This is a genomic window from Collinsella sp. AF11-11 (genome assembly GCF_003465485.1).
Lineage (GTDB): Bacteria > Actinomycetota > Coriobacteriia > Coriobacteriales > Coriobacteriaceae > Collinsella.
Genome location: NZ_QSAS01000007.1, coordinates 70,815 through 85,975 on the forward strand (window position 1 = coordinate 70,815; position 15,161 = coordinate 85,975).

General features: G+C 53.7%; 13 protein-coding genes. All 13 read left to right on the top strand.

The features are described from left to right. Positions 1-5 precede the first annotated feature (5 nt). The 13 genes from DWV58_RS06000 (at position 6) to DWV58_RS06055 (ending at position 14,393) form a co-directional block, all read left to right on the top strand. Entirely contained in the window at positions 6-1,049 is a 1,044-nt protein-coding gene (locus DWV58_RS06000; protein WP_158564533.1) for a glycosyltransferase, read from the top strand. Position 1,050: 1 nt separating this feature from the next. Beyond that, a complete protein-coding gene (locus DWV58_RS06005; RefSeq protein WP_158564534.1) occupies positions 1,051-2,511 on the top strand; it encodes a lipopolysaccharide biosynthesis protein in 1,461 nt (486 codons plus the stop codon). Between the two features lie 75 nt (positions 2,512-2,586). After that, the gene (locus DWV58_RS06010; protein WP_117776510.1) at positions 2,587-3,726 is read left to right on the top strand and encodes a DegT/DnrJ/EryC1/StrS aminotransferase family protein; all 1,140 of its coding nucleotides are present in this window, start codon (positions 2,587-2,589) and stop codon (positions 3,724-3,726) included. Continuing rightward, complete coding sequence (locus DWV58_RS06015) at positions 3,723-4,934, top strand: acetyl-CoA carboxylase biotin carboxylase subunit family protein (protein WP_117776511.1); 1,212 nt, start codon at positions 3,723-3,725, stop codon at positions 4,932-4,934. Before DWV58_RS06010 ends, DWV58_RS06015 begins: the two co-directional genes overlap by 4 nt. 2 nt (positions 4,935-4,936) lie before the next feature. Next, complete coding sequence (locus DWV58_RS06020) at positions 4,937-5,935, top strand: NAD(P)-dependent oxidoreductase (protein ID WP_117776512.1); 999 nt, start codon at positions 4,937-4,939, stop codon at positions 5,933-5,935. 178 nt (positions 5,936-6,113) lie between these two features. After that, positions 6,114-7,001, top strand: coding sequence for a glucose-1-phosphate thymidylyltransferase RfbA (gene rfbA, locus DWV58_RS06025; RefSeq protein ID WP_117776513.1), 888 nt, complete (start codon positions 6,114-6,116; stop codon positions 6,999-7,001). 2 nt (positions 7,002-7,003) lie between these two features. Then, entirely contained in the window at positions 7,004-8,023 is a 1,020-nt protein-coding gene (gene rfbB, locus DWV58_RS06030) for a dTDP-glucose 4,6-dehydratase (RefSeq protein ID WP_117776514.1), read from the top strand. 71 nt (positions 8,024-8,094) lie between these two features. Further along, on the top strand, positions 8,095-9,354 hold the full coding sequence (locus tag DWV58_RS06035; RefSeq protein ID WP_117776515.1) for a nucleotide sugar dehydrogenase: 1,260 nt from the start codon (positions 8,095-8,097) through the stop codon (positions 9,352-9,354). Between the two features lie 67 nt (positions 9,355-9,421). Further along, a complete protein-coding gene (locus DWV58_RS10110) occupies positions 9,422-9,808 on the top strand; it encodes a UDP-N-acetylglucosamine 2-epimerase (protein ID WP_304465960.1) in 387 nt (128 codons plus the stop codon). Further along, positions 9,772-10,539: a UDP-N-acetyl glucosamine 2-epimerase gene (locus DWV58_RS06040; protein WP_304465961.1), complete on the top strand. Its 768-nt coding sequence runs from the start codon at positions 9,772-9,774 to the stop codon at positions 10,537-10,539. The genes DWV58_RS10110 and DWV58_RS06040 overlap by 37 nt, the downstream gene beginning before the upstream one ends. Positions 10,540-10,569: 30 nt before the next feature. After that, positions 10,570-11,289 (top strand): hypothetical protein, encoded by a 720-nt coding sequence (locus tag DWV58_RS06045; RefSeq protein WP_117776516.1) that lies wholly within the window; start codon positions 10,570-10,572, stop codon positions 11,287-11,289. Between the two features lie 622 nt (positions 11,290-11,911). Further along, positions 11,912-13,522: an AAA family ATPase gene (locus tag DWV58_RS06050; protein ID WP_117776517.1), complete on the top strand. Its 1,611-nt coding sequence runs from the start codon at positions 11,912-11,914 to the stop codon at positions 13,520-13,522. Positions 13,523-13,559: 37 nt separating this feature from the next. Then, positions 13,560-14,393, top strand: coding sequence for a DNA adenine methylase (locus DWV58_RS06055; protein ID WP_117776518.1), 834 nt, complete (start codon positions 13,560-13,562; stop codon positions 14,391-14,393). Positions 14,394-15,161 lie beyond the last annotated feature (768 nt).

A 15,161-nucleotide genomic window follows, 5' to 3' on the forward strand; every position in this document is an offset into this window, starting at 1 on the left:
TGTGCATGTTTTCCAGTAAATGGTCGGGAACCGTTCTTGACGACTGCTCTTGCAGAAAAGTTAAACCCCGCGTATCAATTTATTGCCTGGCTTTCAACCATGAACAGTATATAGAACGTGCAATCAATTCCTTTTTGATGCAAGAAGTTAATTTTGATTTCGAGATAATTGTTCACGATGATGCGTCGACCGATTCAACTCAAGCAATTCTTAGGGATTATCAGGCTCGATATCCCACAAAAATAAAGCTGGTTTTACAAAACGAAAATCAATACAGTAAGGGGGTTCCAATTGTCAAAGAGTATATTGAGCCTTTAATTGAGGGTGACTATATTGCCATGTGTGAAGGCGACGAATATTGGACTGATAACAGAAAGCTTCAGAAACAATTTGACGCTCTAGAAAAACACCATGAATGTTGCCTTTGCGTTCACAAGGTTATGGAGGTTACTAACGAGGGTGACAATCTAAACACATTCTTTCCTCGTTTCCATTTGGAAACTGGCCCTATTGATAGGTCAACTTTCATACCATTGAATAAAGAGTATGCATTTCAAACAAGTTCTTATTTTATTAGAGCTGATGTATGGCATGACTATATTAAATATCCTCCCGAGTTTAAACAGTTGTGCCCGGTAGGGGATGTCCCGATGCTTCTCTTTTTTGGAAATCTGGGGCCGGTTTATTATTTTGATGACATGATGTCATGTTATCGCCGGGGTACAACTTCCAGTATGAGCGATTGGCTGTTTCGACAAGGGTCTCTTGATAGGCTTTCGGTCCATGCAGAAACTATGGTTCGGGTATTTGAGGCTTTTGATGCGTATACAAGGGGGGCTTATGGTACTTTCTGCCAAGAACAGGCTGCTGGATACATGGCCCAAGTTTACTTTTGTGGGAATGGATCCATTTCATCTCTTTTGAATAACGATTGGCAGAATCTTCAAAACTTGCGATGGGAAAAAAAGGTTGCCGTTATCCTGTCTGCTATATTTCCGTACCTTGCTAAGACCCTATATTTAAATCGACTTTCTAAGAATGGAAAATAAATTGGCCTCAACTGACATTAAGCGTGGCGCAATTAAGTCTTTATTTTGGAAAATAACCGAGAGAGGCTCACGAGCGTTTGTCGAGCTTGCAGTTCAAATCGTAATGGCTCGGTTGCTTGCGCCGGAGTTGTTTGGCGCTTTGGCGATCATGCTTGTTTTTGTAAATGTAGGCAATATATTTGTACAATCTGGACTTAACACGGCTTTGGTTCAGAGTCCGAAAATGGATGACAGCGATTGTTCGACCGTCTATTGGATCAGTTTGACGGTTTCAGCAGCCCTATATTTATGCGTTTTTTTCGCGGCGCCCTCGATTGCTTCTTTCTACCAAATGGACGCTATCATATGGCCGTTACGTGCACTTGCATTGATCTTGATTATCAATGCTTATAACGCGGTCCAAATTGCCATTGTTCAGCGAGAGCTGAAGTTTCGCACTGTCTTTAACGCCGCAATTGCGTCTTCCGTGCTGTCTGGTTCAATAGGTGTAATTTCAGCAGTATTTGGGGCCGAATTATGGGCGCTTGTTTTACAGCAACTCAGTTATCAGACGTGCAATTGCTTTTTTATGGCAGCGCAAGTCGATTGGCGACCGCGTCTCGTCTTTAACTCTAAGCGGGCTCGTGAGCTCTTTTCATTTGGGTGGAAATTGCTTGTCTCTGGTGTATTAGATCAAGGTTACCAATCGCTTTCTGACTTAATTATCGGGAAACAATTTAGTGCTTCGAGTCTTGGATTGGTATCTCAGGGAAAGAAATATCCGCAGGCACTTGGATCCATGCTTGATGGTGCGATACAACCTGTGATGCTGTCGGCGGTCTCACGCGTTCAAGATGACGTAGCGTATGTTAAGCGCCTAGTGCGTAGAGCGCTAAAGACCTCAACATTTTTTATCGTCCCCTCGATGACTTTGTTTGCTGTTGCCGCAGAACCCATTGTGGGAATTCTTCTCGGAGCCAAATGGCTACCCTGTGTTCCCTTTTTGCAAATGTATTGTTTCGTCTATGCGCTTTTGCCGATTCATACAACGAATTTACAAGCGCTAAATGGCATGGGTCGCTCTGATTTATTTCTGAAATTAGAATTAATCAAAAAGGGATACGGAATCTGCTTCATTTTATTTGCCGCCTTTATTTTGCATGACATCCATCTGATGGTTGGCATGTACATGATAAGTGGCATTTTCTCTACTTTCGTCAACGCCTATCCGAACAAGAAAGTTATTGGCTACTCATATATTGAACAATTGCGTGACATTGCTCCGGCATTTGGCATCTCAGCAGTTTCAGGAATAGCCGCTTTGTTGTGTGGCTCATTCGTAACTTCATCGGCTCTGAGAATATTTATTAACATCACCGTAATGGCGTTGGTTTATCTAGGGATTGCTTGGGTTTTCAAACTCGAAACACTTGATTATCTCATTAAAACTGTAAGGGACTTTTTAGGAACAAGGCGTCGCTAACGTCACCTTGAATTAACTCTAGTTACTTTAGTCATCGTTCTTTGAAAGCTGCATAGCGAAGGGAAGGTACCTGATATGGGTAACCGCATTCTTGTCACACGATCATCCATGCCTCCTATGGAGGAATACTTTGAAGAGGTCGCACCTCTATGGGAAAGCCATTGGCTTACCAATATGGGTGTTGAGCATAAGAAGCTCGAGGCGGACCTCAAGGAGCGTTTGGGGATCGACAACCTTGCTCTGTTCACGAATGGTCACAATGCCCTAGAGTGCATCCTCGAGGCCATGGCTCTTCCGACCGGCGGAGAGGTCATCACTACACCGTTCACCTTTGCCTCGACCACTCACGCTATCGTGCGAAAGGGACTTACTCCCGTATTTGCCGACGTGAATCCCGTGAATCTAACGTTGGATCCCGAAAGCATCGAGCGATTAATCACCCCGCGCACCTGCGCCATCGTGCCTGTGCATGTATACGGCAATCTTTGCGATGTTGATGCCATCCAGGAGATCGCTGACCGTCACGGGCTTAAGGTCATCTATGATGCCGCCCATGCCTTCGGCGTCGAGCGCGTGAACGAAGACGGAAGCAGCGATAGCGCGGCGACTTTCGGCGATGCAGCCATGTTCAGCTTCCATGCGACCAAGGTATTCAACACCATCGAAGGCGGTTGCGTCTGTTTCAAGGACGAGGATCTGTATCCGCTGCTCAACCAATGGAAGAACTTCGGCATCACGGGACCCGAGGACGTCGAGTACGTCGGTGGCAACGCCAAGATGAATGAGTTCTGCGCGGCGATGGGCGTCTGCAATCTTCGTCACCTGGACGTCGAGATTGGCAAGCGCAAGGCCGTTGCTGAGCGTTATTGGGACAACCTTGAAGGCACGGCCGGCGTGACCGTTTTCCGTCCCGCCAATAACATCCGCCACAACTATGCGTACCTTCCAGTGCTGTTCGATCCGAGTGTCTTCGGCGCCACGCGCGATGACGTTTTCGATGCCCTGGACAAGGTTGGCGTCGGCGCACGCAAATACTTCTATCCGTTGGTCAACGATTACGCTTGCTACAGAAGCGTGTACTCCAGCGACCGCACCCCTGTGGCGAAGAAGGCGGCGTCCCAGGTGATCACGCTTCCCATGTACGCCGATTTGGCATTGGAAGACGTTGACCGCATCTGCAATACGGTTCTGGATGCAGGAAAGGAAAACCGATGAGTAAGACACTTCTCCTTCTTGGTGGGGCACGTTATGCACTGCCAGTTATTAAGGCAGCGCATGAGTTGGGCGCAAAGGTTGTTACTTGCGATTATTTGCCGCATAACTATGCACATGCCTTTTCGGATGACTACATCAATGCAAGCATCATCGATAACGAGGCTGTTCTTGCCGCCGCTAAAAAATGCAAGGCGGACGGAATTATGTCGTTTGCAGCAGACCCGGGTGTGGTGTCCGCGTCATATGCTGCCGAGAAACTGGGGCTGCCGTTCCAGGGAAGCTATGAGGCAGTTAGCATACTTCAAGATAAAGAGCGCTACCGCGCCTTCCTTCGTGATAATGGCTTTAATTGTCCCGAGCTTCATATCTATCGCTCTGCCGACGAGGCCATGAATGAAGCCGATTCGATTGCTTATCCCGTGATTGCCAAACCGGTTGATTCGGCTGGATCGAAGGGCTGCTCTCGCGTGGATGGTCCTGAGGATCTTAAGGCAGCGGTTGAGTACGCTCTCGAGTTTTCGCGTGATGGGCGCTGTATTGTCGAACAATTTTTGGAAAAGGAGGGAGATTCGTCCGATGCCGATGGATTCGTTAGCGGCGGAAAGTTCTCGTGTGTAAGCTTTACCTCGCAGTTGTTCGATCCCTCCGTTCCAAATCCCTACACGCCAGCTGCGTATGCAATGCCAGCATCATTGCCAGCGTGGGCACAAAAAGAGCTTGTCTCGGAATTGCAGCGATTGGCTGATCTGTTGGGCCTTCGTGACGGCGTATTTAACATAGAGACTCGCGTGGCAACCGATGGCAAAGCCTACATTATGGAGAGCTCTCCGCGCGGCGGCGGCAATCGACTGTGCGAGATGCTCAAATATGCCACCGACGGAAAGACCGATCTTGTCATGGCGGCGGTGAAGGCTGCGCTCGGCGAACCTGTTGGCAATCTTTCGATGCCCGTTTATGACGGCTTCTGGTATCAGCAAATGCTCCACTCTGATCATGACGGTGTATTTGCTGGTATGGAATATGCATCTGGTTTTGCCGCTTCGCATCTTGCCGAAGAGCAGCTGTGGATTGAGCCCGGCGCCAAAGTCAAGGCGTTCACAGCGGCAAATCACGCATTCGGATCGGTATTCCTTAGGTTCGACACGCAAGCCGAGCTTGATGCATTTCGCGCCGAGCCGAGTGAGTTCATGAGGGCGAAGGTGAGCTAGCCGTGCAAAAGAGGATTGTAGTAATCGGTGCAACCGGCAACACTGGCGCATACCTTACCGAAGATCTATTAAATCACCTGCCTGCAGATGAATATGAAGTGTTTGCCGCCGGTCATAGAGAGACGAATTTTTTCGATCGCTATAACATTAGTTATTCAAGCATAGATATGTCTGATGCTTCTACTCTGGAGCAGCTCCCCCAAGAGGGCATCCATGCGGTGATTCTTCTCGCTGGTTTACTGCCAGCATATATGAGCGGCTATAACCCTTCCGATTATATTGACGTAAACAGCCGTGGAGCCCTTAACGTACTCGAGTATTGCCGTAAGTCAGGTGCTGATCGCATTCTTTATTCTCAGACTATATCCGATGTGCTGGGTTCCGTTACTCCGGAAAACCCCGTAATTCATCCTTACGATGATCGCAATATTATTATGACTGGCGATCACACCGTCTATGCTCTTTCCAAATGCTTCGCCGTTGATTTGATCAAGCATTATCAGGCTGAGTACGGATTAAAAGGCTTTGTGTTTAGGCTTCCCACTGTCTACGCCTTTACCCCCGACAAGACATACAACGTCGATGGCGTGCGTCGGACACTTGGATATCGATTGCTGATGGATCGAGCCATGGCAGGAGAAACGCTTGAAATCTGGGGCGATCCCACTCGCGCCAAAGATGTTGTAAACGTCAAGGACTTCTGTCAGCTCTTACGTAAAGCTGTGACCGTAGAGAACGTTGACGGCGGCTTCTTTAATGTGGGTACCGGTATTGGAACTTCAAACGAGGACTGGATTCGCGGTATCGCGAAGGTATTCAATCCAGAAGGCGTTGAGTCAAAGATTGTCTATCGTCCGGAAATGCCAAGCGGTCCTTCTTATGTAATGGATATCGAAAACTGTCGTGAGCTATTAGGCTACGAGCCGAAATATGACTTCTTAGACTTTCTCGAAGACTTCAAGGCTGAAATGGCTCTCAATAGGTTTAAAGATCTGAGATAGAACCAAAGCCATCACCAAAGCTAAATCTGAACCGAACACTGAATCCAATCAAGGAAATTAGCAAGAACGGTATCAGACTCCTAAGAGATTTACGACCGATATATTATTTGTCCAAGCAGCCAAAAGTGACTTGAGCAGCAATGCGCACTTTATCTCGACTGCCGCTGAAGGGAAAACGTTGAAAGGCATAATTCTTGCAGGTGGGTCCGGCACTCGACTGCATCCGATTACTAAAGCCCTTAGTAAACAGCTTCTGCCAATTTACGATAAACCGCTTGTGTACTACCCTTTGAGCGTATTGATGCTCGCAGGAATTCGCGAGGTGCTTGTCATCTCGACGCCACGTGACCTGCCAGCGTTCGAGGAGCTTCTCGGCGACGGCGCCGAGTTGGGCATGCGATTGGACTACGCCGAACAGGCCGAGCCTCGCGGCCTAGCCGAAGCTTTTACCATCGGGCGAGACTTTCTTGCCGGCGAGCCGTGTGCGCTGGTTCTGGGTGACAACATGTTCCATGGACAGGATCTCACTCGCGTGCTCACGCGGGCAAAGGAGAAAGTGGAACACCATGGCGGGGCCGTAGTGTTCGGCTACCCCGTACAGGACGCCAGAGCCTTCGGTGTGGTTGAGTTCGATCAGAATCACCGTGTGGTTGGCATCGAGGAAAAGCCCAAGGTCCCAAAGTCTAACTACGCAGTACCGGGTCTGTATTTCTATGATGGACAAGTTTCCGACATCGCGGCCAACGTTAAACCAAGCGCGCGCGGCGAGCTGGAGATCACGAGCATCAACAATGCCTATCTAGAGCAAGGTCAACTGTCGGTCGAGCTGATGGGCCGAGGCATGGCGTGGCTGGATACGGGCACGCCCGAAGGTCTTTTGAAGGCCGCCGAGTACGTGGAGGCCGTGCAGAGCCGCCAGGGTTATTACATTGCGTGCCTGGAAGAAATCGCTTATCGCCGTGGTTTCATCGACCATGATCAGTTGCACGAACTGGGCGAAGCACTGAAGAAGACTGCGTATGGAAAGTATCTTTTGAGTGTCGCAAACGAGGTAAAGAGGGGGTAAATATGTCTGAGATTTTTGAACCCAAGAACATCATCGTCACGGGCGGCTGCGGCTTCATCGGCAGCAACTTCGTCCACTACGTGGTCAACAACCACCCCGACGTGCACGTGACCGTCCTGGACAAGCTGACCTACGCCGGCAACCCCGAGAACATCGCCGGGCTGCCCGCCGACCGCGTGGAGCTCGTCGTGGGCGACATCTGCGACGCGGAGCTGCTCGATGAGCTGGTCCCCGGCCACGACGCCATCGTCCACTACGCCGCCGAGAGCCACAACGACAACTCCATCGCAGACCCCGAGCCGTTCCTGCGCACCAACGTCGAGGGAACCTTCCGCCTGCTGGAGGCCGTCCGCAAATACGGCGTCCGCTACCACCACGTCTCCACCGACGAGGTCTACGGCGACCTTGCGCTCGACGACCCGGCGAAGTTCACCGAGGAGACGCCCTACAGGCCCTCCTCTCCGTACAGCTCGACCAAGGCTTCCTCCGACATGCTCGTCCGCGCGTGGACCCGCACCTACGGCCTGCGCACCACGATCTCCAACTGCTCCAACAACTACGGCCCCTACCAGCACGTGGAGAAGTTCATCCCGCGCCAGATCACCAACATCGTCGACGGCGTGCGCCCCAAGCTCTACGGTAAGGGCGAGAACGTCCGCGACTGGATCCACACCGAGGACCACTCATCGGCCGTCTGGGACATCCTCACCAAGGGCCGCACGGGGGAGACCTACCTCATCGGAGCGGACGGCGAGAGGGACAACATCACCGTCCTGCGCATGATCCTCGAGGCCATGGGCCGCGACCCCGAGGACTTCGACTGGGTCGCCGACCGCCCCGGCCACGACCGCCGCTACGCCATCGACAGCACGAAGCTCCAGCGCGAGCTCGGCTGGAGGCCGGCGCACACCGACTTCGCCGAGGGCCTGAAGTCCACCATTGACTGGTACGTCGCCAACGAGTCCTGGTGGCGCCCGGCTAAGGAGGCCACCGAGGCCAGGTATAGGGCACAGGGGCAGTAGCTACGCTGCACAATTTCTTTGCGCCCAGTAGCAATGGGTGCGCAACTATATTTAAGAAACTGGAGAATGACATGAAGATTGCTGTCGCCGGTACCGGCTACGTCGGCCTGTCGCTTGCCGTCCTGCTTTCGCAGCACAACGAGGTGCACGCGCTGGATATCGTGCCCGAAAAGGTCGAGAAGATCAACAACTACATATCGCCCATCCAGGATGACGAGATTGAGCGCTTCCTGACAGAGGCCAAGGCGGGGGAGCGCGAGCTCGACCTGCACGCCACTGTCGACGTGGTCGAGGCCTATACGGGCGCCGACTACGCCGTAATCGCCACGCCCACCAACTACGACTCCGATAAGAACTTCTTTGATACTTCCTCCGTCGAGGCTGCCATCGCCGCTGTGCGCTCGGTGAACCCGGATGCCTGGATTGTCATCAAGTCGACGATTCCCGTCGGCTACACCGCGGGTCTTCGCGATAGGCTGGGCGACAGCAAGATCTTCTTCAGCCCCGAGTTCCTACGCGAGAGCAAGGCGCTCTACGACAACCTGCACCCCAGCCGCATCGTGGTGGGCGCGCCCAAGGACGACGACGAGGCCGTCGCGGCCGCCGAGAAGTTCGCCGGCCTGCTATCGCAGGGCGCCGACCCCGCCGAGCTGGAGCGCGTGAACGCCGACGGCTCCAAGGGCATCCCGGAGCTCGTGCTGGGCACCACCGAGGCCGAGGCCGTCAAGCTCTTCGCCAACACCTACCTGGCGCTGCGCGTGGCCTACTTCAACGAGCTCGACACCTACTGCGAGGTCCGCGGCCTCAACACCCGCGACGTCATCGACGGCGTGTGCCTGGAGCCACGCATCGGCAGCCACTACAACAACCCCAGCTTCGGCTACGGCGGCTACTGCCTGCCCAAGGACACCAAGCAGCTGCTGGCCAACTACAAGGACGTGCCGCAGAACCTGATCGAGGCCATCGTGGAGGCCAACCGCACCCGCAAGGACTTCGTGGCCGACGAGGTGCTGCAGATGGTATGGGGCCGCGTGTACGAGGGCAAGCCGAAGCCGGTCGTGGGCGTCTACCGCCTGACGATGAAGTCCAACTCCGACAACTTCCGCGCGAGCTCCATCCAGGGCGTCATGAAGCGCGTGAAGGCCAAGGGCGTGCCCGTGGTGGTCTACGAGCCCACGCTGGACGCGCCGGAGTTCTTCGGCTCCGAGGTGACCCACGACCTGGAGGCCTTCAAGGCCGGCTGCGACGTGATTGTCGCCAACCGCTGGAGCGACGAGCTCGCGGATGTTTCAGAAAAGGTTTATACAAGGGACCTATTTAAACGCGATTAGCTGAAAGGAGATAAAGGAAAGAAATTTTCAGTTCAAAAATGAAGGCCGCCTAAAGCTGCTCATCATCGTGGGTACCTGCCCCGAGGTCATCCGCCTGTCCGAGGTCATCAAGAAGTGCCGCCGCCACTTCGGCTGCTTGCTGGCGCACACCGGGCAGAACTACGACTACACGCTCAACGGCATCTTCTTCCGCGACCTATCGCTCGCCGACCCGGACGTCTACCTAGACGCCGTGGGCGCGGACCTGGGCGAGACCGTGGGCAACATCATCGCGGCCTCGTACAAGCTGATGGTCCCGGTCCAGCCCGACGCGCTGCTTATCTTGGGTGGCACCAACAGCTGCCTGTCCGCCATCGCGGCCAAGCGCCTGCACATCCCCAATTTCCACATGGAGGCCGGCAACCGCTGCAAGGACGAGTGCCTGCCCAAGGAGACCGCCACATCGTCGACGTGATCTCCGATGTCAACCTGGCCTACTCCGAGCACGCCCGCCGCTACCTCAAGGATACTAGCTGCGCCCCGGAGCGCACCTCCGTCACGGGCTCGCCCGTGACGGAGGTCCTGCGCGCGAACCTGGATAAGATCGAGGCCTCGGACATCCTCTCCGAGCTCGGCCTGGAGCCCAAGCGCTATATGCTGTTCACCGCACACCGCGAGGAGAACATCGACACTAAGGCCAACTTCATGAGCCTGTTCACCGCGATCAACGCGCTGGCGGAGAAGTACGACACGCCGATCCTGTACTCCTACCACCCGCGGTCCTGCAAGCGCCTGGAGGCCACCGGCTTCAAGCTGGACCCGCGCGTGCGCATGCACGAGCCCATGGGCTTCCACGACTACAACTGCCTGCAGATGAACGCCTTCGCGGTTGTCTCCGACTCGGGCACCCTGCCCGAGGAGTCGAGCTTCTTCGCAAGTGTCGGCCGTCCGTTCCCCGCGGTGTGTATCCGCACCTCCACCGAGCGCCCGGAGGCGCTGGACAAGGCCCGCTTCACACTAGCCGGCATCTCCGAGAGGGGCCTGCTCCAGGCCGTCCACACCGCCGTCGAGCTCGACGCGGAGGGGTCGCTGCCCAAGGCTCCTGTTCCCGACTACGCCGACGAGACCGTGTCCACCAAGGTGGTCGAGATCATCCAGAGCTACACCGGCATCGTGGACAAGATGGTGTGGAAGAAGTATCTGTAATCGACGAGGTTTGAACTATGGAGTCGCTGGATGGCAAAAGAATCCGATAGCTTTGCTAAGAATTTAGCAATTTCGGTTATAACCGGCCTGTTTACTATTGGCGCCGAAGTGGCTGTAGCCTATTTGGTGCCACAGGTGCAAAATCCGATAGTAGTTAACAATAATGTTGTTGTATCTACAGACGATTATGAAAAGGCAACTGACCGAATCCAAGAGCTCGAAGATGAGCTTAATGAACTAAAGCGCGTGAGCTTGAACTCGAATAATGGCGGTGGTTCTGTTTCCAGTGCTGCATCAGATGATTCTAGCCGGGCATTATTGAAAGATAAGCCCGGCTCGTCATCCAATTATTCACAGTCAGGCGATACGAACGCGAAAGATACTGCGGGAAATCGCTATGACCCCAACCGCTGGGGAATTATTGGATCTTGCTCAGCTTGCAGTGGCTTTGCCGACTACTATTTGGGCGGAAACTATTCCAAGCTGTCCATTACCATCGCCCCTTCCAGCACAAATATTGATGGAAAGGGCAGCTCTACTTCATTCGAAATTCTTGTTAAATACAAAGGCGATTCCGATTTCAGATGCATTCATACTGAAAAAAACATTAGTAAATCGACCTCTCCAATTCAGCTTGAGAACTTAGATATTTCTGGTGCCGAATGGATTGAATTCAAAGCTATAGAAAATGTAGATGAGGGCCATTTAAACGGCAACGTACTAATGATTGCGGATGCCATTGTTGGTTAGTTTCTAGCCTACTTGGCGTTTGTGCTTAGAGCTTCTAGCTGCAACTGTTGTTGATATCCGGAGAAGAAAAATTACTAAGATTGGTTCATAGTCTGTGCGTTTGATAGAAACTAATCGGCCTGCGTTGACATCCGCGGAGATGCTGCGGGCGATTCGCTGTTCACGTTCACATTGCTCGCCATTCTGGCCATCGGCTACATTGCCTTCGCCGTGCTGTTTGTCTGCTTCAAGATATTTATCGACAGGCTCGTCGCCCGCTGGCGCCATAACGCTTTGACCGAGAGCGAGCGGGCTTGGGCGCAGGACGGGGAGCGGGCAGCCCTGTCGCTGTGAGGGAGGACCTGTTCTCTCGAGAGCTGTGAAAAGCCCTCGGCATCGGCAGGCGGGTCAGCTCAGAGGACATAGCTACGATTCTTCTGACGAGGGCTACGTTCGCGGTCAACGTCGCGACGATGGCGCTGGGCCTCGCTGCTTAGCTACTTCGGGCAGTGTGGCCGCACCTTTTGCCGAAACGGGCGTTCTTTTTGCCGAGTGGCCGCTGTCGTCCGCTTTCGCTAAAAGCTACAAAGTGGGAAAATGGCCGATGTACCAAAGGCTCGATTGAGGAAGCAGGAGCACTGGCATGTCGCGCAAACCTAAGCGTCTCGAACCGTTCGGCATCAAGGGGATTGAAGTCTCCAGGTTCCGTGCCATGCACGATCTCGAGATTGGGCTCGGGCGGCTCGTTACCGTGATAGCGGGACAGAATGGGACGAGCAAGTCCACCATATTGGGCATGCTGGGGCAACCGTTCGGGCTCAGGGACAGGAGGACCATCTTCGGTAGGCCGTTCAGCACCAAGTTCACCGACATATTCAACATGTCGCCCGATCACGATATCCCGGGCGAGCATCTCTATTACGTCGATTTCAGGGACGAGGCCATTTCCGGATCCCAGGGGCAGCACGTCCAGGTCAAATCGTTTAAGCGTCCCGCAAAAGACAAATCTTCCATTCGTATCGTGACCGGCTCCTCCCGAGCCAAGGGCGAGGGTAACATTGACTACCCCGTAATCTACCTCGGCCTGAAAAGGACCAACCCAGTCGGCGAGTTCCTTAACCCGCAGGCCGAGCAGACGGACTTTTCGGAAAGCGAGATCGAGCGCTTTAACCAGTGGTACGCTCGCGTTATGGTCGACCAGGATAAAACCACCGATGTTGTCAGGATGTCGAAGCACGGCCAGAAGGAGACCCTTCTCGTCAACACCGCCACCTACGACTACCTCGCCAACTCCGCCGGGCAGGACAACCTTGGACAGATATTGGGCGCCCTCATCTCCTTTGAGCGGCTCGCCGACGCCATGGGCGAGGAGTACAGGGGTGGCCTTCTCCTGATCGACGAGCTCGACGTGACCCTGTTCCCCTCCTCCCAGGTGAGACTTTTCGATTTGCTGAAGGAGCGGGCCGCTGCTCAGAGGGTGCAGGTTGTTTTCACCACCCACTCGATGACGCTCCTTGAGAAGGCCGTCAAGGAGACGCAGGGCAAAAACGATGCGGTTAAGGTCCTGTATCTCAAGAAGAGGGAGTCCGGGATCAGGCTGACGATAAATCCGCCGATAGACGAGATTCAAGCCGACCTCATGGTTGAGCCGCTGAGGCCGAAAAAGGGCCCCAAGGTCGAAATCTGGTGCGAGGACGACGAGGCGAAGTGGGTGCTCGGGCAGATAATGCCTTCGCGGCTGAAGCGGAAATGCGATATTGTCTCCGCGAAGCTCAGCTGCGGCGAGCTGGGAGAGCTCGCCGTTAGGGACATAGCCTCGCTGCGAGGCGTGTGCTTCGTTGTGGACGCCGATTCAAACAGGGATGCGGCAAAGAAGATAAAGGATTGCGCCAGAAGATTCGTGCTACCCGGAGGCGACAAGTCGCCTGAGCAGTCCATATACGATTTGCTTTGCGGCCTCTCGGACGAAGACGACTTCTGGAGCAATGGCAGGCATTACACCAAGCAGGTCATGCTCAGCCGATTTGCCGACTCAAAGCGCGACTTCGAGCACAACGGCGGGGATAAGGAGCGCAAGCACTACAAGAAATGGTTCAGGAGAGAGAAGGCCGAAGGGCTGTGGGGCGAAAACGGCTTGGCTGTCGCCGCCATCTGGAAAGAGAGGTATGAGTCGGAGATTAGGGACTTTAACGAGAAACTCGAGCGAAGAGTTGACGCAATCATAAAACGGCAGCAGTATGAACGGGAACAATAGAGAGGCCGCTTGTTCGACACATTGAGGAGGTGAGAAGATGGCGACTACGTACACGCCCATCAGGTATCCTGGCGGGAAGACGAAGCTGTACCCCGAGATCAGGGCGATCCTCGAGATGAACGACTTGCTTGGGCATCCCTACGCCGAGCTGTTCGCCGGCGGTGCGGGGCTGGCCATCAAACTTCTCCTGAAGGGCGACGTGTCCTCGATCGTGATTAATGATTACGACCGCGCCGTGTACTGCATGTGGGGTGCCATCGTCAATCACGCCGAAGAGATGTGCGAGTTCATCGACTCCGCCGTCTTGAACATCGAGACCTGGAAGAAGATGCGCGACATGTACCAGAATCATGACGGGGTGGGTGATTTTGAGCTCGGCAAAGCGGCTTTCTACCTCAACAGGACGAACGTATCGGGTATCTTGAGTGGCGGCGTCATAGGCGGGCTCGAGCAGACCGGCAACTACAAGATGGACGTTCGCTTCAACCGCAGGACCTTGAAGAAAAAGGTCATGGACATCGCGGCGCGAAGGGACGACATTGAGGTGACGAGACTCGACGCGGAGGACTTCATCGACGATAGGATGGGCGACTCTGAACTGTTTGCCTACCTCGACCCGCCGTATGTGCAGAAGGGCCCCGGTCTGTATCGCAGCGCGTTCGACGAGGCGAAGCATAGGTCGCTCGCCCGAAAGGTCGGCGATGCCAGGAGCAAGTGGGTCGTGACCTACGATGCCGACAAGCTCATCGACGACATCTACGGCAATTACGAGCGCGGGGACCTAGAGATTAGCTACACGGCCAATGTGAAGACCGTCGGCAGGGAGAAAATCATTCTCGGACCGGGCCTTGTCTGGCCTGAAGAGCTCTGACGCTTGGGGCTCACCCCCACTATGTTTCAAAAATGCCACACTTTTTGAAACATAACCCAAAAGTTGAGCCTTGATGCGCTGCCCTAAACCCTCCTTACCGTTCGCCTGCGTTTGCATTGGTGCTGAACGCAGCTAGGATATGCGCGTCGCGACAGCCCATCTTACGGCCGCGGTCGGCGGCTGGCCTTTATCGAACGGGCGTGAACGTCGAGCCCTGTGAAAGTGTTAGCATTGTTCATCGAATGCCCCTTCCATGAATGCGGCGTAGGCGCTGGTTGTTTGAACGCCATTATTGTCGGCCTAATCCGCGGATAAGCATGCAGGAGGGTTTCCCGGCTTTTCATGTCCTGCTCATAGCGTCTTGCTTTTGTTTTTCTGATGTTGCCAAGACTTATCCGGTTTCGAGCTTTTGTCCGATAAATCTCTTGCTGTTCGTCCAGATCCATTGATTTGGCAATCGTTTGGGCTTTTTAGCACGGTATCCTTCGAGTGTAACCAGAACTGTATTTCCTTGGGAGGCGAATCTATGCAGACATTGATGCCTCTTCGCACGACTGACGGACTTGATAAAAAGGACCTTGGCATAGGTAAAAAGTGACTCGCGAAAGACGGGGCTCGCCGTAAGCTGATTTGGGAATTGATACTGAAAATTGAATATAGCATTCAGGATTTCAACGCGACAATCGAAGGCAGGTTCAGCGGCAAGCCATAGGATGTCGTATACCTTGTTGTTCTCGACGATTGGATTAAGCGCTCTTATTGGCTGGT